The 19,629-nt window shown below is 63.3% G+C and carries 23 protein-coding genes; 10 read left to right on the forward strand and 13 right to left on the reverse strand.

What is annotated here, in order from left to right; genetic code table 11:
• Positions 1-165: 165 nt before the first annotated feature.
• Positions 166-1,713 carry an alkaline phosphatase family protein gene (locus DPM33_RS28845; protein ID WP_245442448.1) on the forward strand — a complete coding sequence of 516 codons (1,548 nt, stop codon included), beginning with the start codon at positions 166-168 and terminating at the stop codon, positions 1,711-1,713.
• 128 nt (positions 1,714-1,841) lie between these two features.
• Here the strand turns inward: DPM33_RS28845 and DPM33_RS28850 are convergent, their stop codons facing one another.
• On the reverse strand, positions 1,842-3,212 hold the full coding sequence (locus DPM33_RS28850) for a PRC-barrel domain-containing protein (protein ID WP_112100798.1): 1,371 nt from the start codon (positions 3,210-3,212) through the stop codon (positions 1,842-1,844).
• A 241-nt stretch (positions 3,213-3,453) separates the two neighbouring features.
• Here DPM33_RS28850 and DPM33_RS28855 point away from each other — a divergent pair, with 241 nt between their 5' ends.
• Positions 3,454-4,374: a diacylglycerol/lipid kinase family protein gene (locus tag DPM33_RS28855; RefSeq protein ID WP_112100799.1), complete on the forward strand. Its 921-nt coding sequence runs from the start codon at positions 3,454-3,456 to the stop codon at positions 4,372-4,374.
• Positions 4,375-4,382: 8 nt separating this feature from the next.
• On the opposite strand, the gene DPM33_RS28860 is transcribed toward DPM33_RS28855, so the two are convergent.
• The 4 genes from DPM33_RS28860 to DPM33_RS28875 all read right to left on the reverse strand — a co-directional run bounded on the left by DPM33_RS28860 (position 4,383) and on the right by DPM33_RS28875 (position 6,437).
• Positions 4,383-4,586 (reverse strand): hypothetical protein, encoded by a 204-nt coding sequence (locus DPM33_RS28860; RefSeq protein WP_112100880.1) that lies wholly within the window; start codon positions 4,584-4,586, stop codon positions 4,383-4,385.
• A 214-nt stretch (positions 4,587-4,800) separates the two neighbouring features.
• Positions 4,801-5,265, reverse strand: a complete 465-nt coding sequence (locus DPM33_RS28865) for a phage holin family protein (RefSeq protein ID WP_112100800.1) — start codon at positions 5,263-5,265, stop codon at positions 4,801-4,803.
• Between the two features lie 6 nt (positions 5,266-5,271).
• Entirely contained in the window at positions 5,272-5,598 is a 327-nt protein-coding gene (locus DPM33_RS28870) for an ElaB/YgaM/YqjD family protein (protein WP_112100801.1), read from the reverse strand.
• A gap of 77 nt (positions 5,599-5,675) precedes the next feature.
• Positions 5,676-6,437: a Crp/Fnr family transcriptional regulator gene (locus DPM33_RS28875; protein WP_112100802.1), complete on the reverse strand. Its 762-nt coding sequence runs from the start codon at positions 6,435-6,437 to the stop codon at positions 5,676-5,678.
• A 155-nt stretch (positions 6,438-6,592) separates the two neighbouring features.
• Between DPM33_RS28875 and DPM33_RS28880 the strand changes: the two genes are divergently transcribed.
• Complete coding sequence (locus DPM33_RS28880; RefSeq protein ID WP_112100803.1) at positions 6,593-6,973, forward strand: response regulator; 381 nt, start codon at positions 6,593-6,595, stop codon at positions 6,971-6,973.
• 38 nt (positions 6,974-7,011) lie between these two features.
• Here DPM33_RS28880 and DPM33_RS28885 read toward each other — a convergent pair whose 3' ends face one another.
• Both DPM33_RS28885 and DPM33_RS28890 read right to left on the reverse strand, forming a co-directional pair.
• Positions 7,012-7,563 (reverse strand): RNA polymerase sigma factor, encoded by a 552-nt coding sequence (locus DPM33_RS28885; protein WP_112100804.1) that lies wholly within the window; start codon positions 7,561-7,563, stop codon positions 7,012-7,014.
• A 3-nt stretch (positions 7,564-7,566) separates the two neighbouring features.
• On the reverse strand, positions 7,567-7,770 hold the full coding sequence (locus tag DPM33_RS28890; protein ID WP_095767379.1) for a NepR family anti-sigma factor: 204 nt from the start codon (positions 7,768-7,770) through the stop codon (positions 7,567-7,569).
• A gap of 219 nt (positions 7,771-7,989) precedes the next feature.
• Between DPM33_RS28890 and DPM33_RS28895 the strand changes: the two genes are divergently transcribed.
• From DPM33_RS28895 to DPM33_RS28915, 6 genes are all read left to right on the forward strand, one after another.
• The gene (locus DPM33_RS28895; protein ID WP_112100805.1) at positions 7,990-8,784 is read left to right on the forward strand and encodes a response regulator; all 795 of its coding nucleotides are present in this window, start codon (positions 7,990-7,992) and stop codon (positions 8,782-8,784) included.
• A 172-nt stretch (positions 8,785-8,956) separates the two neighbouring features.
• Entirely contained in the window at positions 8,957-9,121 is a 165-nt protein-coding gene (locus tag DPM33_RS28900; protein WP_018429836.1) for a DUF1328 domain-containing protein, read from the forward strand.
• A gap of 188 nt (positions 9,122-9,309) precedes the next feature.
• Positions 9,310-10,341, forward strand: a complete 1,032-nt coding sequence (locus DPM33_RS28905) for a sensor histidine kinase (protein WP_112100806.1) — start codon at positions 9,310-9,312, stop codon at positions 10,339-10,341.
• A 124-nt stretch (positions 10,342-10,465) separates the two neighbouring features.
• Positions 10,466-10,633: a hypothetical protein gene (locus tag DPM33_RS36430; protein ID WP_167449256.1), complete on the forward strand. Its 168-nt coding sequence runs from the start codon at positions 10,466-10,468 to the stop codon at positions 10,631-10,633.
• A gap of 90 nt (positions 10,634-10,723) precedes the next feature.
• Positions 10,724-11,050 carry a hypothetical protein gene (locus DPM33_RS28910; protein ID WP_112100807.1) on the forward strand — a complete coding sequence of 109 codons (327 nt, stop codon included), beginning with the start codon at positions 10,724-10,726 and terminating at the stop codon, positions 11,048-11,050.
• Positions 11,051-11,133: 83 nt separating this feature from the next.
• The gene (locus DPM33_RS28915; RefSeq protein WP_112100808.1) at positions 11,134-11,379 is read left to right on the forward strand and encodes a YMGG-like glycine zipper-containing protein; all 246 of its coding nucleotides are present in this window, start codon (positions 11,134-11,136) and stop codon (positions 11,377-11,379) included.
• An 88-nt stretch (positions 11,380-11,467) separates the two neighbouring features.
• Here the strand turns inward: DPM33_RS28915 and DPM33_RS28920 are convergent, their stop codons facing one another.
• The 4 genes from DPM33_RS28920 to xylF form a co-directional block, all read right to left on the reverse strand.
• Positions 11,468-13,090, reverse strand: a complete 1,623-nt coding sequence (locus tag DPM33_RS28920) for a CHASE domain-containing protein (RefSeq protein WP_112100809.1) — start codon at positions 13,088-13,090, stop codon at positions 11,468-11,470.
• A 131-nt stretch (positions 13,091-13,221) separates the two neighbouring features.
• Positions 13,222-14,034, reverse strand: a complete 813-nt coding sequence (locus DPM33_RS28925; RefSeq protein WP_112100810.1) for an ATP-binding cassette domain-containing protein — start codon at positions 14,032-14,034, stop codon at positions 13,222-13,224.
• Between the two features lie 15 nt (positions 14,035-14,049).
• On the reverse strand, positions 14,050-15,354 hold the full coding sequence (locus tag DPM33_RS28930; RefSeq protein ID WP_112100811.1) for a sugar ABC transporter permease: 1,305 nt from the start codon (positions 15,352-15,354) through the stop codon (positions 14,050-14,052).
• Between the two features lie 145 nt (positions 15,355-15,499).
• Positions 15,500-16,540, reverse strand: a complete 1,041-nt coding sequence (gene xylF / locus DPM33_RS28935; protein ID WP_112100812.1) for a D-xylose ABC transporter substrate-binding protein — start codon at positions 16,538-16,540, stop codon at positions 15,500-15,502.
• 267 nt (positions 16,541-16,807) lie between these two features.
• Here xylF and DPM33_RS28940 point away from each other — a divergent pair, with 267 nt between their 5' ends.
• Positions 16,808-18,049 (forward strand): ROK family protein, encoded by a 1,242-nt coding sequence (locus DPM33_RS28940; protein ID WP_112100813.1) that lies wholly within the window; start codon positions 16,808-16,810, stop codon positions 18,047-18,049.
• 159 nt (positions 18,050-18,208) lie between these two features.
• Here DPM33_RS28940 and phoB read toward each other — a convergent pair whose 3' ends face one another.
• Together phoB and phoU are read right to left on the reverse strand one after the other, a co-directional pair.
• Positions 18,209-18,898 (reverse strand): phosphate regulon transcriptional regulator PhoB, encoded by a 690-nt coding sequence (gene phoB, locus DPM33_RS28945; RefSeq protein WP_010911896.1) that lies wholly within the window; start codon positions 18,896-18,898, stop codon positions 18,209-18,211.
• 17 nt (positions 18,899-18,915) lie between these two features.
• Positions 18,916-19,623, reverse strand: coding sequence for a phosphate signaling complex protein PhoU (gene phoU, locus DPM33_RS28950; RefSeq protein WP_112100814.1), 708 nt, complete (start codon positions 19,621-19,623; stop codon positions 18,916-18,918).
• Between the last annotated feature and the right edge of the window lie 6 nt (positions 19,624-19,629).

A 19,629-nucleotide genomic window follows, 5' to 3' on the forward strand; every position in this document is an offset into this window, starting at 1 on the left:
AATATGAGGATAGCCCGGCCAGCGGCAAAGCGGGCAAACACAGAATGGACTGTGTCATAAAAGTGAACGACTGTTCAAAATATGTTCACCAATCCATCACCGGTGTGTCGGCTTGCAACGCCGGTGATTTTCCGTTCCATCTGGGCGCTTCACAAGGAGACAGTCTTGGAAAATCCGACGGGCCGCCCGAACGTTCTCCTCATCACCTGCGACCAGTGGCGTGGCGATTGCCTGTCGGCGGCCGGCCATCCGGTGGTGAAGACGCCGAATGTGGACGCTCTCGCCGCCGAAGGCGTGCTCTTCCGCCGCCACTATGGCGGCGCCGCGCCATGTTCTCCCGCTCGCGCCTGCCTCTATACCGGTCTCTATCAGATGAACAATCGCGTCTGCCGCAACGGCACGCCGCTCGATGCGCGCCACGGCAACATTGCCCTGTCGGCGCGCGCGGCGGGCTATGACCCGACCCTGTTCGGCTACACCGATGTCTCGCTCGATCCGCGCCAACTCGCCGCCGGGGATCCACGGCTGCGCAGCTATGAAGGCGTGCTTCCCGGCTTCACTGTGCGGCAGTCCCTGCCCGAGCATCAGAAGCAATGGCTGTCATGGCTGCGGGCGCAAGGCATCGACACGAGCGCCGGCAGCCCCGGCATCCACCGCCCCGCCGAAGGGCAAGCGGAACGCGACGTGACCAACGCTCCCCCGGTCTACACGAAGGACCAGACGCCGACCGCTTTCCTGGCCGGCGAATTCACTCGCTGGCTCGGCGAGCAGAGCACGCCGTGGTTCGCACATATCTCCTTCATCAGTCCGCACCCGCCCTTCGTCGTGCCGGAACCCTACAACACCATGTACGATCCTGCGGAAGGTCCCGCCTTCAGGCGCGCGGCAAACTGGCAGGACGAAGCCGGGAGCCACCCCTACCTCGCCTATGATTTCGCCACGCAGAAAAGGACAAAGTTCGTCCCCGAAATCGAGGGCGAGGTGTCGGACTGGAGTGAGGAGAACTTCCGCCGCGTCCGCGCGATCTATTACGGCATGATCTCCGAGGTCGATGCACAACTCGGCCGCGTTTGGGAAGCAATCAAAGCGGCCGGCGCCTGGGACGATACGGTCATCGTGCTCACCTCCGATCATGCCGAGATGATGGGCGACCATTTCATGCTCGGCAAAGGCGGCTTCTTCGACGGCAGCTACCACATTCCGCTGATCATCCGCGACCCGCGCCGGAGTGCCGCGGCCGGTTCATCCGTGGATCGTTTCACCGAAGCCGTCGACATCTTCCCGACCTTGCTCGACCTGATCGGCACCGCGCCGCAGCGCCACCTCGACGGCCGTTCGCTCGCGCCCTGGATCGACGGCAAGGAGCCGGAGACCTGGCGCGACGCCGCGCATTGGGAGTTCGATTTCCGCTCGATTGCGGGGGGCGACGCCGAACGCCATTTCGGCATCGAATCTCGCACCTGTAATCTCGCCGCTATCCGCACGGCGGATTTCAAATATGTCCATTTCGGCGGCGGTTTGCCGCCGCTTCTGTTCGACCTGACCAAGGATCCGGGCGAACTGAAAAATGTAGCGAACGACCCGGCCTATCTGCCGGTGCGACTGGAATTTGCCGAGAAGATGCTCGCCTGGCGCGCCGAGCACCTGGACCAGTCGCTGGCGCTGGCGGAGCTGACGGAAGATGGCGTGGTTGGGCATGTGAGTAGGCAGTAGGCAGTAGGCAGTAGGCAGTAGGCAGTAGGCAGTAGGCAGTAGGCAGTAGGCAGTAGGCAGTAGAATATCTCCAACCGCCGAGTGCTCTGCCAACCCCTTTTTTCGCCTACTGCCTACTCACCATTCCCTTACTTCAACATCATCCGCTGCTGGTCGCGGTTAGCGGCGTAACTGCTCTTGTCATAGGCCGTCTGCGCCTGCAGCTGCTCCTTGGTAAAGTTGGTGTAGAGGTACTTCTTGCCGTCCTTGTCGGTCATGAATTTGAGCTTGTCCATGCCGACCGCCACTTCCTTGGCGCCGATGCCGAGGAACCCGCCGACATCGATGACGACCGCGTCCGGCTTGTTGTCGGGCGTCAGCACGACGTCGCCGATGGAACCGATTTTCTCGTCGTTGGCGCCATAGACCGTCGTGCCCTTCAGATCATCGACCCTGATATTGCCCATAGGCATTTCCGTCAGCGTCGACTTGTCGATCGAAGCGGTCTTGGTCTGGTCGGCGGCGGCCGCGCCGCTATCGGCCGGCTTGTTTTCAGCCGTGCTCTGGGCAGGCGGTGTCGCAGGCTTGGTCTCGGCGGTCGACTTGGCCGGCTCGGCCGGCTTGGCTCCCTTGTCGGAAGTGGTGTTCGACGATGTCACCGCCGGAGTGGTCGTGGCCGGCGCATTGTTCGCGGCCGTCGTCGAGCCCGGCGCCGGATCATAGGCCTTGCGGTTGAAGTCCGGCTGCGCCTGCAACTCCTCCTTGGTGGTCTCGGCCACCAGCCAGCGATCGCCGTTCTTCTCGGCCCACTTGGCCTTGGCGAAGTCATAGGTGACGTTCTTGGTGCCCATACCGAGGAACCCGCCGACGCCGATCACCAGCGAATCCGCCTTGCCGTCCTTGGCCAGCACGATATCCTTCACGTCGCCGATCTTCTGCGCATCGTCAGCAGTGCCGTTATAGACCGACTCGCCCATGATGTTGGTGGCGAGGTTACCCTCCGCCTTCTTCACCGGCTCGGCCGGCTGTGCGGCGGCCTGCTTCTGCGTTCCCGTGGTATCGGTTGCCGCGGGCTGCGTGGCGTCGGTGGACTGTGCCGGCGCGGGATCATATGGCTTGCGGTCGAATGCCGCCTGGGCGTTCAATTCGTCCTTGCTGGTCTTGGCCACCAGCCAGCGGTCGCCGTTCTTCTCGGCCCATTCCAGCTTGCCGTAGTCGAAGGCCACGTCCTTCGTGCCGACGCCGAGGAAGCCGCCGACGCCGATGATCGCGGATTTGGCCTTGCCGCTGGAATCGAAAACGACATCGTCGACCTTGCCGATGTTCTGCGCGTCGTCGCCGGTGCCGTTATAGACGAATTCACCAATGATGTTGCTCATCAGGGCGCCATCGGAACGCGGAACCGGAGCCGTGTTTTCGACGGCGGGAGCCTGCGCCGGAGCCGGCGTTGTCGTCTGCGCAAAAGCGCCGGTGGCAAGCAGCGTTGCAAGCGCGGTTGTTGCAAAAAGGGTGCGGATCATGATGGTCTCTCCTCGTGCCTTATGTCGTGCATGCGGCTTCTCCGGCGACCTGATAAGCGGCGGGCCGGCAGCGGCATTGTCGACAGGTTCACAACGTTGTGACCCGAGCGTTGTTCCAAATGGCGAGCGTCCCGGGTGCCCGGACTTTCGACCTCCGGTGGAACCTTCGCGCCCGTCTCTTCGTTCAGCCGGCGGCTGATGGGTCTTTCAGCCCAGACTTGATGACAAGACGGAGCGGGGCATGCGGTTTGCTGCAGTGCTGAACCAGGATGGCGGCACCTTGCGCACCATCGACATCGAAGCGTTTTCCGAGCAGTTGCGTCAGATACTCGAAGCGGCGGGGCATTCGGTGGCGATCGATATCGTTGCCGGCCGCGACATCGCCGCGGCACTGGAAAAGGCCATCGCCAGGCGCAACGTCGACGTTATTCTCGCCGGCGGCGGCGATGGCACGATTTCCACCGCGGCGTCCCTCCTCATGAACAAGAAGAAGGCTCTGGCGATTCTCCCCGCCGGCACGATGAACCTCTTTGCGCGCGGCCTAGGCATTCCGCAGACACTGGACGCTGCCTTGAAGGCCTTCGCCGAGGGCGAGGTGATCGCCGTCGACATAGCGAGCGCCAACGGGCAACCTTTCGTGCACCAGTTCTCCGTCGGGATGCACGCCAAGATGGTCCAGTTGCGCGAGAAAATGGATTTCGGCTCACGCCTTGGAAAGATGCGAGCCTCCGTGCGCGCCGCGTGGGCGGCGATCAAGAACCCGCCGGCGCTTAAAGTGAGCCTCAGCGTCGGCAAGGCGGAGATCGTAACCCGCACGACCGGCATTGGCATCTCCAACAATCTGTTCGGCGAAGGCCACTTGCCTTATGCCGACAATCCGGCCGGCGGTGTGCTCGGCATCTATGTCAGCGTCGCACGCCGGCGTCATCACCTGGCAAAGCTGCTGCTCGACATGCTGCGCGGCCGGTTGCGCCAGAGCGCGCATGTCGAAGTGCATCAAGCTGGCAAGGCCGTGCTGAAGATCCGCTCGCCCGCCAGGAAGTTCAGCGCGGTCCTGGATGGCGAATTGATCAGGCTGGAGCGCGAAACAACGATCGAAATCCACCCCGGCGCACTGAAAGTGCTCGTTCCGGCGAGCAATGCGCAGGCAAAGGCGGCGTGATCGAAGGATCAGCCGCCCTGGCCGGATTTCTGCGCCGCCGCAGGCGCTTCCGGCACGCTCTGCTGCGTCGTCGGCGACTTGATCAACTCCCCGTAAATTTCGACCGCTCCCCATGCGATGAAGGCGAGCAACAGCCCGGCGATGAGTATCCTGAGCGCATGCCAGCCCCAATGTCCCTGGCGCGCTTTGTCTCCGGGTATGATCTTGGTCAACTTGGCCTCCATGCTGCGCGGGGGGCGGCGGGCGCTTCAAGCGCGGATACGTTCGGGTAACGGGTCCTTTGCACGAAGGTTCCGCGACCCGGCCGCGACGCCTCTCTTGAGACGAACGAAGGCGGAGCATGACTTTTGGGAGCGGTGGCGACAGTCAGCCGTCAGAGTAGACCCTTTGGAGCGGTTCGTCGTTTCCGAGAAACGCTGAACCGCCCTAAGGCATGTCTTCCGGATCCGTCTTCCGCGGCTTGGGTTTGGCGTTCTCGCGATAAATGGCGTAGGCGACGACGGCCAAAGCGGGCGCGACAATGGCCCCCAGCCCGCCTTTGCTCTTGGCAAGGGCCGGAAGCAGGGCAAGTGCCGCGGTAATGCCCACCGCCGTCATGTCGGCCTGGCGCCGCCTCGCGCGCCGCCTGCTGCGCATGCTGGTCGTCAGCTTGTGAACGACGAGGATGAGCCCGGCGATCACCAGGAACCCGATGCCGAAGCCTAGGCTGGTCGCCAGCGGTCCGTAGCGCGCCGCCAGCCAGACATAGGCTGCGCCGATGAGGAAGCCGACGCCGCACAAGGCAAAAATGGCGGCAAGCCCGTAGAGGATTGCCGTCATCCGCGCTCTTTGCAGAGCGGCCATCGCCTCGCCCGAGGCAAGGGCAGAGATCAGCGAGACAAGCGTCCCCATCTGCGGCTAGCGGCGGGACAGGAGGGCGAAGAGGAAGCCGACGCCAGCCGCGATCGCCAGCGACGTCACCGGCTTCTCGCGCACTTTTGCTATCAGCTGCGCTTCCATGTCCTCGGCACTTCCCCGCATGCTGTCGAACGCGGCTTCGCCCTGCGCGCGCAGTTGTTCGACGCCGTCCGCGGCGGCGCGACGGGCCGCGCCATAGCCATGCTGGCCGGTCTTGGCGAGCTGCTCGGTGAGTTTCTGGATATCCGCTTTCAATTGCTCGATATCGGCCTCGAGGTCGGCGGTGGTGGCTTGATCTGCTGCTGATTTGCCCGCGGCGGTTGCCATTCTCTAACTCCTTGCGTTTGCATGGATTTCAACGTCGATTCTGCGCCAAGGTTCCAAGCTTAGCGGTTCTGACCGCCCTAGATAAGCGGTCGGCGTTCTTCGCCGAGCCCCTCCCAGCGGGCGAGCTTCTTCAGCCCATCATAATCGATCACTTCGCAGCCGCCGTCTCGCCACATCACGAGCTTGCGGTCCATCAGCTTGCGGATCGTCTTGTTGGTGTGAACCAGCGACAGGCCGAGCGTGTCGGCGATGTGCTGTTGCGTGATCGGGATTCGCACCGGCGTCTTGCCATTGAGGCCGACGCCGCGGGCCCGGCTGGCGATGAAGGCGATGAGATAGGCGGCACGTTCGAGGGCGGTGCGGCGGCCAATGCTGAGCAGGTTCTCGTCCAGCATCCGTTCCTCGCGCGACGCGATCCAGGTGATGTCGTAGGCAAGGCCGGGATAATTGCGGTAGAGTTCATGCAACTGCTCGCGTTCGAAGACGCAAAGCAGCATCGGCGACAGGGCTTCGACGGAATGCTGCATCTCGCCCATCAGGCTGCCTTGCAGGCCGATGAGGTCGCCAGGCATGGAATAATTGAGGATCTGCCGTCGTCCGTCAGGCAAAAGCTTGTAACGGAACGCCCAGCCGGACAGCACGGTATAGAGATGTGCGCTATGGCTGCCTTCGACCAGGACCGTCGCCCCCTTGTCGACGGCGAGCTCACCGCGCTTGAAGGTGCTGATGAATGACAATTCCTGCTTGTCGAATTCGCGAAAAGCGGGCAACGGGCGCAGCGGACACTTTTCGCAAGGGTATTGACGACTGGCAATCGAACGTGCGCTTTGGCTGGACATTTCGACCCCTCTTCGAAATCCCTGCCCTCATGGGCGCATGGAAACGTTTGACACCGGCAGGGGTTCCGCGAGGCATGAAAGGCCCATGTCTTTTTTAAATGACATGGCGGCGGATTCGCTGCATGAGTGCCGCCCTGCCGAGGAGACACTGATAGGTGCCAGCATTGCTTGACGGACTGCGTATCCTCGTCCTTGAAGACGAGTTCCTGATCGCGATGGATGTCGAGCAGCTTTGCCGCGACCACGGCGCCGCGGACGTGACGATCGCGCGCGAACTCACGGAGGTGGACGGACAGGCGCTGCCGTCACACTTCGACGCCGCGGTGGTCGACCTGATGCTTGGCGGCGTTTCGACGCTTGGTTTCGCCGCGCGGCTTCGCAGCGAGGGCGTGCCGTTCGTGTTCGCCTCCGGCTATTCGGATTCGGACGAAATCAGGGGCGCGTTCCCGGACGTCCGGCTGGTGACCAAGCCTTATTCGGGCGACGACCTGATCGAAGCCGTGGCCATCGCCTGCGGCCGCGCCAACGCGGCCTGACAGGCCATAACTCTAAGTAGACACCTCGCTGGTTCGGCTCACGCCGCGTTCGAACCCGTCACCTGCGCCGAGATCGCATCGGGACCGAACTCGTCCTCTCCGGAAATCTTGAGTATCTCCTGCAGCCTGGTGCGCGCCCGGCTGACCCGGCTCTTGATCGTGCCGACCGCGCAGCCGCAGATTTCGGCGGCCTCTTCATAGGAGAAGCCGGAAGCGCCGATCAGGATGATGGCTTCGCGCTGGTCCTCGGGCAGTTGCTCAAGCGCGCCGCGGAAATCCTTGAGGTCGAGCTGGCCATGCTGGGCCGGATGAACGGCAAGCCTGGCCGTCATGATGCCGTCGCTGTCCTGCACCTCGCGGCCGCGCTTGCGCATCTGGGAATAGAATTCGTTGCGCAGGATGGTGAACAACCAGGCCTTGAGGTTGGTGCCTGGCTGGAAGCTCTCATGCTTGTCCCACGCCTTGACCAGCGTTTCCTGGACGAGGTCGTCGGCCCGGTCGGCGTTCTGCGTCAATGAAACGGCGAAAGCGCGCAGGCTCGGGATCGCACCGAGCAACTCGGTTTTGAAGGTCTGGGATACCGCAGCCATGCCTCAGTCCTTTTTCTGGGCAGGTTCGGTCTGTTCCAGCTGGCTGAGCAACTGAGCGAAACGGTCCGGCACATGGTCCGAGACCAACTCGTCATAATATTGCTTGAGCTTGCGGGCAATTTCGGAGTTTGCTCCAAGTGGGTTGCCGTCCCCGTTCCGATGCCTGCTTGCGGCATCAGCCATTTGTTTTTTCGACATTTCTTTCATAGTCGCCCTAATTTCCAGCACGCGAACCGCTCTTCGACTTCAAACCACAACGCAAGCGGAACGCTCGTCTGGTTGCCCATCCCGAAACCCGGAAACGCCCGCCTGCTAATTTAGTTCCACAGCCGGCGGAACTTTTTCTGAAAGCCGGCGTTTGATTTTCCGGGGCTTGCGATCGGCATGGCCTTGAACATGCAACGTCATCTGAGGGAGACGTAAATAATGAGTTTGTCCGCAACCATCGCCCCGCATCTTCCGTTCCTGCGCCGCTTTTCGCGGGCGGTATCGGGATCGCAGGAGAGCGGTGACGCGCTGGTCGCCGCGATGCTGGAAGCCATCATCGCCGACACCGACATCTTTCCCGAAGCCTCCAGCGACCGCATCGCGCTGTACAAGGTTTTCGCCAGGCTGTTCACTTCCGTGGCCATCCGCGTGCCGCAGGAACAGGCGCAGACCGCCTGGGAGCAACGGGCCGCCGCCAACCTGAACGCGATCGCGCCGCTGCCGAGACAGGCTTTCCTGCTGGTGGCCGTCGAGGGCTTCAGCGAGGACGAGGCAGCGGAAATTCTCGACGTCGACGAGGATGAGTTCTCGCAGCTGCTTGCCCAGGCGAGCAACGAGATTTCCCGGCAGGTCGCGACCGACGTGCTGATCATCGAGGACGAGCCGCTGATTGCCATGGACATCGAGGAGATGGTCGAAAGCCTCGGCCACCGCGTGGTCGGCACGGCGCGCACCCATGCCGAGGCGGTGGCCATGTTCGGCAAGACGCGGCCGAAAATGGTTCTGGCCGACATCCAGCTCGCCGATGGCAGCTCCGGCATCGAAGCCGTCAACGAGATTTTGTCCTCGACGCCGGTGCCGGTGATCTTCATCACCGCCTTCCCGGAACGCCTGCTGACCGGCGAACGCCCGGAGCCGGCCTTCCTGGTCACCAAGCCCTTCAATCCCGACATGGTCAAGGCTTTGATCAGCCAGGCCCTGTTCTTCGACCGGCAGGCCAAAGCCGCCGCCTGATTCCGTCAAGCCCGAACTTTTGAGCGTCAGGCGAGGCCTTCGCGCCTCGTGTGACGCTTGTCTGTTTTTGCGATCGGAAAAGCCCTCTCAAGGGGATCGTCTTTTTCGGCAAATGGTGGAACAAACGGCACCGAACCACGTTCTTTTCCCGACATAAGTAAGGAGACGCATCATGCTGTACTGGGCGCTCGTATTTCTCGTAGTTGCGATCATCGCCGGCGCGCTTGGGTTCGGCGGCATAGCCGGTACATCGGCAGGCATCGCGCAGATCCTGTTCTTCATCTTCCTCGCCTTCCTGGTGATTTCGCTCATCGCGGGCCTCTTCAGGAGAGCCTGACCGCTACACTGGAAGCCGCACCCCTCAAACGGTTTCCAGCCACCGCCGGACGGTGCCTCGAAAGAGCGCCGGCCGGCGGACCGTTTTTGGGGTCCGCGATTTCGGGGAGGCCCATGCGCGGAACCAGTTGCGAAGTGAGCCGTTCAAGGATCGAGTGCGGGCGAGGACCGAGTGCGGGGATATTTCCGATGCCTTCCGAGGGTCCCACGAAAAACAGGGTTGAAAAGCAGGATAGTGAAGTGATCGCGATGCATCCTGCCGAAAGCGGGATGCAACTGGGCCGGGCCTTGCTTCATGCCCTGCACAATGCCGGAATTTCGGTTCTCTACCAGGATCGGCAGATGAAAACGGTCTGGGCGCGCAACATGAGCGCGCCCTGGGCGTCAGAAACCGCCGACGGCAAGGATTTGCTCTCGCCCGCGCAGGCCGAACGCATAAGAGCGACCAAGCTCAAGGTGATCGCATCCGGCAGTGCGGACCAACTCGAGCTCAGCATTCCCGGAAGCCAGGGCGTGCGCTGGTTCCAGCTGTGGATCGATGCCGATCACGGGGATTCCGGCGAAGTCCTCGGCGTCGTCACCACCATGGTGGAGACGACGGAGCAGAAACGCCGCGAGCAGACGCTGAAGACTTTGCTGCGCGAAGTCAGCCATCGATCGAAAAATCTGCTCGCCATCATCCAGAGCATTGCCACCCAGACCGGGCGCTATACCGAGACGCTCGGCGAATTCCTGGCGCGGTTTCGCGGCCGGCTGCAATCGCTCGCTTCCTCGCAGGACCTCGTCACATCCTCCAACTGGCGAGGCGCGGCGCTGCAGGAACTCGTATCCGGCCAGGTCGGCCGCTACAGCAGCGATCTGTCGCAAAGCCTGCGGTTCGCGGGCGAGAATCCGTATCTCAATCCCAACGCCGCCCTGCATATTGGCCTGGCTATGCATGAACTGGCCGTGAACTCCGTCAGCTATGGCGCGCTGTCGCGGCCGGACGGCCACGTCGAAGTGCGCGCCCTGCTCGAAGCAGAGAACGGAGCCTCGCCCAACCTCCTGCTGACCTGGACTGAAGCGGTCGGCGACGCGCCGCGCAACGAGAAGCGCTTCGGCAGCGTGGCGCTGGAGCGCGTCGTGCCGATGTCGCTCAATGGCTCCGCGACGCTGGAAATCGGCAAGGACCGCATGGAGTACCGCCTCACCGTCCCGCACGGGAATTTCGAGACAGATTGAGGGTTGGCCCTTTGCCGGCGAAGCCTTAACCGGCTGTTCACCATAAAGTTCGATCCTGTGCTCCCGGCTAACGATGCGCCGGAAACCCGTCCGCGCCCCGGCGCGCGATCTGGGAGACTGAATGATGGTCGCCGAATTGAACAAGCTGGAGCAGGCTGCCCGCGTCTCGATGAGCGGCTTCCAGGAAGCCGAACCGCCGCCGGCGCCACGATCCTCGCACCTGACGGTTCGTCTTGGCGCCATCGCGCTTCTCGCCGCCGTGGCCCTGACCGCGGCCTGGCAATTGTTCTGATCCCGCGGGCGGCTCTAAAGTCTGACCAAAATCCAGGCCTGGAACTTTCTTTCGCCGAGAATCGTTGTTCGCGGCGAGAGGTTTGGAGCCATGGAACACATTGCCGCATTGCTCTTCGTCGTCGGCTGTTCGAGCTCGATGACCGATTGCCGAGAACTTCAGGTGCCGGTCAGCGTTTTCGAGACCGAGCAGGCTTGCACCGCCGAAAGGCCATTCGCGCTCGGCGACTTGCGGGGCAAGGCTCCCCACATCATCGGCCAGTGCCTCGCCGCCGATCCGGCGCTGGAGGACGACTACGACCAGATCGTCTGGAACGTGCGGCCCGACGGCACGCTGGTGGCATCCCTGGAGGTTTCCGGCACGCTTGTCGCGTCGAACGCCGTGCGCCCCGAAAAAGACTATCTTAGCCAACAGTAAAATCGGGCAGGCAAAGCCCGCTTTTTCATGCTAAATGATTGCTGGCACTGCCAAAAGTGAGGACAAAAGTGAGGAGCAATTCTATGCGGAAGATGATCATTGCCATGGTTGCCGTGGTCGCCGTCAGCGGCTGCACCAGCACCGAGCAGGACGTCGTCGGCGGCGGCCTGATCGGCGCCGGTATCGGCGGCCTGGTCGGCGGCGGCAAGGGCGCGCTGATCGGCGCTGCCGTCGGCGCCGGGTCGGGCCTCCTGGTCCGCAACCTGCGCAACGGCTATTGCCAGTATCGCGATCGTCACGGCCGGATCTACACGGCCCGCTGCAACTAGTTCAGCAAGGAAGCGAACCGGGGGCCGGTTGCCGGCCTCCGGTTTCTTTTTTGAATTCAAGATCGCGCACCTGGGACTTTTGGGTTGCTCACCCGGCCAGCGGGATCTTGATTTCCACCTTCAGTCCGTCGTCGCTGTAATCGCGCGCGATCGTGCCGCGCAATTCGCGTGTGACGTTGAGGTCGATCAGCTTGGTGCCGAAGCCGGTCTTGGCCGGTGCTTCCAGTTTCTTCTGACCCGCTTCGCGCCAGTTCAAGAGCAGCGTCCGCTCGTGGCCGGGCCCATCGACGCTCCAGTCGACCTTGAGGGCGCCCACGGAGTTGCCGGCTTCGCCATATTTCAGCGCGTTGGTGGCGAGTTCGTGGAAGGTCAGCCCGAGCGCCTGTGTCGTCGTCTCGTCGAGCAGCACTTCCGGCCCGGACAACACGCCCTCGGGAAGATCCTTGCCGAACACCTGCCCGAGCTCGATGCGCAGCAGATCGCCGAGATCGGCCTTCTGCCAGCGTGAGCGCGTCAGCATATCCTGCGATGCAGCCATGGCCTGGAGGCGCGCCGAGAACGACGCCGAAAACTCCTTGACGTCGGTGGCTTGTGAGGCCGTCTGCCGCGCGATCGCCAGCACGCGGGTGATCGAATTCTTGATGCGGTGCTTCATCTCCTGCAGGATCAGGTCCTTTTCCAGCAGGCTCTTTTCGGTCGCCTCGTGCAGCGCCGATTTCGCGTCATAGGCTCGCTCCTGATAGCGCGCCACCAGGGCGATAGCGCCGGCAAGCAGCAACCCGAACATGCCAAGCATCACCGGAATGGCGCGCGAGGATGGCGGCTCGAAGGCGCTCGTTGGCCTGAACAGCAAAGTCCAGGGCCGGCCGGCAACGACGATATCGCGGCGTGCCAGAAGCTTCGCGCCGATACGTTCCGCCGGCGGCGCTTCCGAACGGAAAAGCAGGTTGCCGGCCTCCGGCTTGCCGTCATAGACCTCGACATTGACCGGCAGCAGCGGCGAATGGCTGAGCGCGACCTGGAACAGGTCGCCGGCGCGGAATGCGGCATAGAGAAAACCGGCGGTCGAGGAGCGGCTGGCGTTGATGACGTCGGGCGCGGTTTCGACGTTCAGCCGCACGAAAACCAGGAAACCCGTGAAAGTCTGCGTCACTCCGGCGCCCTGACCAAGCTGGACCAGGCCGCTGGCATGCTGCTGGTCGTCGGCCATCGCCTTTTCGATCGCCGCGCGGCGTACCGGCTCGCTGAACATATCGAAGCCGATGATCGACTGATTGGACGTATCGAGTGGCTCGAACAGCACGATGGGTGTCCGCCATGGCTCGGTTGTTTGGGGGTAGATCGGGTGAGCTGATCCGTGGTCATGCAGGATATCGCGTTCGACAGCGGCCTCGTCACCGGCTTTGGCGAGCCTGAGGAAGCCGATGCCGCGCAGGCCGGCGAAATTGTCGTCGATGTTCAGCGCGGTGAAGAAGGCCTTGAATTCGCCGCGCGTTATGTCGCCGTTGCGCGCATCGAACAGCGCCTGCGTCGAGCGCAGCAGCGACAGATGCAGGTCGATGCGGCTTTCGATGCGGCTGAGCGCATCGTCGGCGGTGCCTTCGAACTTGATCCGCGCCGCTTCCTGGGTCGCGAAATAGGCGAACCCAGCCATCGTCAGGCTGATCAGCGCGACGGCGATGAAAGCGACGATTGGAAACAACTTTTTCAACGCAAGGTGCGGCCCATGGAAGGTTGGCCGCCTTTATGCGCAAGACTTGACGCCAATACAATGGCGAGGCCAAACCATCACGGCGTACTGGCACATCAATCAATCGTAAATTAGCCGGCTAATCTGTGATCTCATGCCGCGATCTTCAACGCACCCGGTCCCGGAATGGCGCCCGGCGGACACTTGCCGAGGATGATCATGCCGAGCACCTCGTCCTGGGTGACGTCACTGGTGCGCGCGGTGCCGACCACCTGGCCGTTCTTCATCACGCACACCCGGTCGGCGAGCTCGAACACGTCGTGGATGTCGTGGCTGATCAGGAAGATGCCGATGCCGTCCGCCTTGAGCTGCTTGACCAGCTCGCCGACCTGGGCCGTCTCCTGCGGCCCGAGCGCGGCCGTCGGCTCGTCCATGATCAGGATGCGGGCGTTGAAGAGAATGGCGCGCGCGATCGCCACCGACTGCCGCTGTCCGCCCGACAGCTTGACGACCGGCTCCTTGAACCGCTGGAAGCGCGGATTGAGCCGGCCCATCACCCTGCGCGCCTCGGCTTCCATGGCGACGTCGTCGAGTGTGCCCCAGCCCGTCATCAGCTCGCGGCCGAGGAAGAGATTGGCCGCGGCATCGACATTGTCGGCCAGCGCCAGCGTCTGGTAGATCGTCTCGATGCCGTATTTCTTGGCGTCGCGCGGGTTGGAGATCGATGCCTCGTCGCCATTGACGAATATCTCCCCGGCATCGCGCTTGTAAGCGCCGGACAGGATTTTGATCAGCGTCGACTTGCCGGCGCCATTGTGGCCGAGCAGCGCCACCACTTCGCCCGGGAAAAGATCGACGGAGGCGTCGTCGACGGCGCGGATGCCGCCAAAGGCGATCGAGATGTTGCGCATGTCGATCAGCGGTGTGCCAGTCTGATGGGTTTGGGGAGCGGCTTTCTCGGCCATGATCCTTCTCCTGCCTTACACGCGCTTGCGGTAGACGGTGTCGAGCCAGACGGCGACGACCAGCACGGCGCCGACGACGATGCTCTGCAGCGGCGAGTCGATGCCGAGCAACACCATGCCGGACTGCAGCGACTGCATCAGAAGCGCGCCGAGCATGGCGCCGAGCACGGTGCCCGAGCCGCCGGCCAGCGATGTGCCGCCAATGACCGCGGCGGCGATGACCAGAAGCTCGTCCAGCGTACCCAGCGCATTGGTCGAGGCGTTGAGGCGCGCCGACGAAATCGCCGCGCTGATCGCGGCCAGCACGCCCATGATCATGAACACCTTCATCGTCACCCAGCGTGTGTTGATACCTGCAAGCGAAGCCGCTTCGGGATTGCCGCCGATAGCGAAGACGTAGCGACCGAAACGGGTGCGCTTGGTGATGAAGGTCATGACGATGCCCACCACCACCGCCATCAGCACCGGAATGGCGATGCCATGGGCGATGAACAGCCCGCCTTCGGGAATGGTGATGCCGTTCTTCTCGGCGTATTGACGCACTATGCCGACCGGCCAGGGATAGGAGTTGGCGACCCAGACGGCGCCGAGGATGACGGCGCAGGCGACCACGCCGAGGAAGACCTCCGCCCACACAGGCCGAAGCGGGAAATGGAACCGCTTGCGCTGCGAGCGGCCGTTGAGCAGGGCGAAAGCTACCGCCGCGCAGGCAACCGCGCCGATGATCCAGCTCGCGGTGGCGCCGATCGAGCCGCGCGGCCCACCGCCCATCAGCTGGAAGGTGGCGTCGAGCGGCGCCACGGTTCGGCCGCTGGTGATCAGCCACGCCATGCCGCGCCAGACCAGCAGGCCGCCGAGCGTGACGATGAAGGCCGGCACTTCCATATAGGCGATGATGAAGCCCTGGAACGCGCCGATGAGCAGGCCGAGCGCCACGCCGGCGGCCAGCGCGATGATCCAAAGCCAGGGATTGCCGAGCTGGAAGCCCAGGACGCGGATGAGGAATTCCGCCTGCGCCACGCCCATGATCATGCCGACCACGCCTTCGACCGAACCGACCGAAAGGTCGATATTGCGCATGACGATGACCAGCACCATGCCGGTCGCCATGATCGCCACCGACGAGGTCTGCACCGAGAGGTTCCACAGGTTGCGCGGCGTCAGGAAAAGGCCGCCCGACAGGATGTGGATGCCGATCCAGATGACCAGCAGCGCACCGACCATGCCGAGCATGCGCGTGTCGAGTTCGGTTGCCTTGAGAAAGCGCCCAAGGGCGCCGAGTTCGGCCGCGCGTGCGCGATCCACGGTCGTGTCGGTCATAACGTCCTCCCACCGGTTTGCCGTCTGGCGCGGTTTCCGGAACACGATGCTGTTTGCTCTCCGCCTCGATCAGGATGGCGAGCTTTTGGAAAAGCGCCGCGGCCTTTCGGCCGCGGCGCCGAACGCAGAACCGTCGTCGGCCAGCCTAGTTGCAGACCTTGACACTGCCGGCGGCAACGCCGGCGCAGACTTCGTCCTTCTTGATCCAGCCGGCGTCGATGACGACGTTGAGATTGTCCTTGGTGATGGCGACCGGGGTCAGGAACAGCGACTTGACGGTGTTGCCGCCAGGCGTGGTGAAGTCCTTGGCGCCGGCGATGTCGGCCATCTTCTTGCCGTCGGCGAGCTGCGAGGCGATCTCGGCGGCGTTCTTGCCGAGTTCGCGCGCGTCCTTCCACACCGACACGGTCTGGGTGCCGAGCGCGATGCGGTTCAGCGCGGCATGATCGCCGTCCTGGCCCGACACCGGCACGGTGCCGGCCAGGCCTTGCGCCGTCAGTGCCGCGACGACGCCACCGGCGGTGCCGTCATTGGCCGCCACGACCGCATCGACTTTGTTGTCGTTGGCGGTCAGGAACTGTTCCATGTTCTTCTGCGCGTTGGCGGGCAGCCAGCCGTCGGTATAGGCCTCACCGACATTCTTGATCTTGCCCGAGTCGATGGCCGCCTTGAGCACTTCCATCGAGCCCGAAAACAGGAAATCGGCATTCGGATCCGAACCCGAGCCCTTGATGAAGACGTAGTTGCCCTCGGGCTTGGCCTTGAACACCGCAGCCGCCTGCAGGCGACCGACTTCCTTGTTGTCGAAAGTGAGGTAGAAGACGTCCTTGTTCTCGATCAGGCGGTCATAGCCGACGACCGGAATGCCTTCGTCGAGCGCCTTCTGCACCGCCGGACCGATCGCGGAGGCATCCTGCGCCAGGATGATCAGCGAATTGGCGCCTTGCGAGATCAGGCTTTCGACGTCGGTCAGCTGCTTACCCGGATTGGACTGCGCGTCGGCCGAAATATACTTGTCGCCGGCGGCCTCGATGGCGGCCTTCATCGCGGCTTCGTCGGTCTTCCAGCGCTCTTCCTGAAAATTCGACCACGAGACACCGATCACCTTGTCCTTCGCCTCGGCGACCGAAGCCAGCGCCAGCGACATGGCAACACCCGCCAGAATGGCGGCTGCGAATTTCTTCATGATTTCCTCCCTTGCACCCTTACGGCGCGACCCAGACTGACCTTAAGGTCGGTACAGAGGCTTTTTTTCGAGCCTCGAAAAAATAGTGATCCAACGTTTGGCCGCTGTCAACTCGGATTCTGATGGTTTTTGAGGTGCCTCGAACTTTTTTTCGAGATCCGCAATAAATAATGACAGCGTCGTCGGCTTCTGCCACTATCTCTAGCAGGTCACCGACGACCCGTGGCATCATCAGGCCGTGATGACCAGGAGGAAATGTTTCAGACAATGTCGGTCGGAATCCGCCACGACGATTTGCGCCGCCGCAACCGCGCCATGGTGATTTCGGCCGTGCGCCGCGCCGGTCAGCCATCGCGGACCGAGATTGCCGCCACCACCGGGCTCAGCCATTCGACCATCTCGGCGATTTCCGCCGACCTGATCCAGGAGGGCATTCTCACCGAAAGCAAGGCCACCGAGCCGACGGCGTTGAAACGCGGCCGCCCCCAGATCGGCCTGGCGCTGAACCCCGAAGCCGCCGCGGTGCTGACCGTTGTCTTGTCGCTCAACTTCCTGTCGGTCGCCGTCATCGACTATGCCGGGCAGGTGGTTGCCGAGGAGCAGCAGCGCCTGGACACGCTCGTCATGCCGCGCGACGAATTGATCGGCGCATGCGTGGCGATCGTCCGGCGCCGGCTGCAGGATCCCGACCTCGACCTGGGCAGCGTCGCCCGCATCGCCATGGGTATTCAGGGCATCACTGATACCCATGCACGCGCCATGCTGTGGTCGCCGATCACGCCGCTGACCGATATTCCATTTGCCGACATCCTCGAGACGGAATTCGGCATCCCCGCCACCATGGAGAACGACTGCAACATGATGGCGGTAGCGCTGCAGTGGCGCGACCCGGAGCGCTATCGCGACGACTTCATCGCCATCCTGTTGTCGCACGGCATCGGCATGGGCCTTGTGCTGAAAGGCACGCTGTTCACCGGCACGCATTCCTCCGGCGGCGAGTTCGGCCATATGATCCACCGCCCGGGCGGCGCGCTTTGCCGCTGCGGCCGCCGCGGTTGCGTCGAGGCCTATGCCGGCAATTATGCGATCTGGCGCAGCGCCATGAACATGAGCGAGGACGCCGAACCGGTCGATGTCGGCGACGCCGACATGCGCGCCCTCGCCGCCAGGGCGCGCGAAAAGGACGGCCCCGAGCGCGAAGCCTATCGCCGGGCCGGCGAGGCGCTGGGCTTCGGCCTCGGCAGCCTGTTTGCCCTGATCGATCCGGCGCCCGTCGCCATGGTCGGCGTCAGCGCGGCCGCCTTCGACCTGATCGAGCCGGCGCTGCGCGAGGCGATCGCCCAGACCGCCGGCGGCCAGCACTCGACATCGATCTCCTTCGACACCGAACCAAACGAACTGCCGCTGATCCGTGAAGGCTGCGCCATGCGCGCGCTGACCTTCGTCGACCAGGAGATTTTCGCGCCGGGCGTTCAGGCGAGAGCGATTTCAGGCAAACACGTCGCGTAGCGGCAAGTCCAGGCGCCAGGATACGCCTGGATTCAGATCAGGCCGAGCCGACAATGGTGGGTTCCGAGAACCGGAACGGAGCGTACTTAGGTACGTGAGTACCGGCAGCGCAGGAAGCCGCCTTTCGCAGGCCGGCCTCACCTGAATCTCGGCGTATCCCTAATCCTCGCGGATCGCGTAGCCCGCCCCACGAATGGTGCGGATAACGTCGGGCATGCGGCCGTTGTTGACGGCCTTGCGCAGGCGGCCGACATGCACGTCCACGGTGCGCTCGTCGATATAGATCGTCTCGCCCCAGACATTGTCGAGCAACTGGCTGCGCGAGAACACGCGGCCGGGGTGCCGCATCATGAATTCCAGCAGCCGGAACTCGGTCGGGCCGAGCCTGATCTCGCTCTTCTTGCGGTAGACGCGGTGCGATTCGCGGTCGAGCACGATGTCGCCGACCTTGAGCACGCTGGACAGCACCTCCGGTTTGGCGCGGCGCAGCAGCGCCTTGACGCGCGCCATGAACTCCGGCGTCGAGAAAGGCTTGACCAGATAGTCGTCGGCCCCGGTCGAGAGGCCGCGCACGCGGTCGCTTTCTTCACCCCGCGCGGTCAGCATGATGATCGGCAGCCGCTCGGTCTCGGGCCGCATCCTGAGACGCCGGCAAAGCTCGATGCCGGAAACCGCCGGCACCATCCAGTCGAGCACGAGCAAATCGGGAACGTTTTCCTGCAGGCGGATTTCGGCCTCGTCGCCACGGGTCACCACTTCGACCTGGTAACCTTCGGATTCGAGGTTGTAGCGGAGCAGCACCCCCAGCGGCTCCTCGTCCTCCACCACCATGATGCGTGGCGCGATCATCGGGGTAACCTTTTCCGTCAGGCCGCTGGCGCCGACATTGCCGTCTCGTCCTGTTTCGGACGGTTGGCGGGCAATTGCGTGCCGGTCAGCACATAATAGGCGTTCTCGGCGATGTTGGTCACATGGTCGCCGATGCGCTCGAGATTCTTGGCGCAGAACAGAAGATGCGTGCAAGCCGTGATGTTGCGCGGATCCTCCATCATATAGGTCAGGAGCTCGCGGAACACGGAGGTGTATTTGACGTCGATGCGCTCGTCGTCATTGCGCAGCTTGGCCAGTGCGGTGGCATCGCCCACCGTATATTCCTGGATCACGGCCTGGACCTGGATCAGCACCAGCTGCGCCATGGATTCGATCGAATGCGTGAGGTCGCGCGGCGCGGCGCTGATGCCGACGGCACCGACACGCTTGGCTATGTTCTTGGCCAGGTCACCGATGCGCTCGAGATCGCCCGCCATGCGGATCGAGCCGACCACGTTGCGCAGGTCGTCCGCCATCGGCTGCCGCTTGGCGATCAGCGTGATGGCGCGATCGTCGAGCTCGCGCTGGCGCGCGTCCATGATGGCATCGTCGGACACGACGCGCTGTGCCAGCGCGTTGTCGGTCTCCAGCAGGGCCCGGGTCGCCGCGCCGACCATCGAGCCGGCCAGGTCCCCCATGTCGTTGATCAGCCGGCTGATCTGCCTCAAATCCTCGTCGAAGGAGGCGACGGTATGTTCGGCCATGATGAT

The organism is Mesorhizobium hawassense (assembly GCF_003289945.1).
In the GTDB taxonomy this organism is placed as follows: domain Bacteria; phylum Pseudomonadota; class Alphaproteobacteria; order Rhizobiales; family Rhizobiaceae; genus Mesorhizobium; species Mesorhizobium hawassense.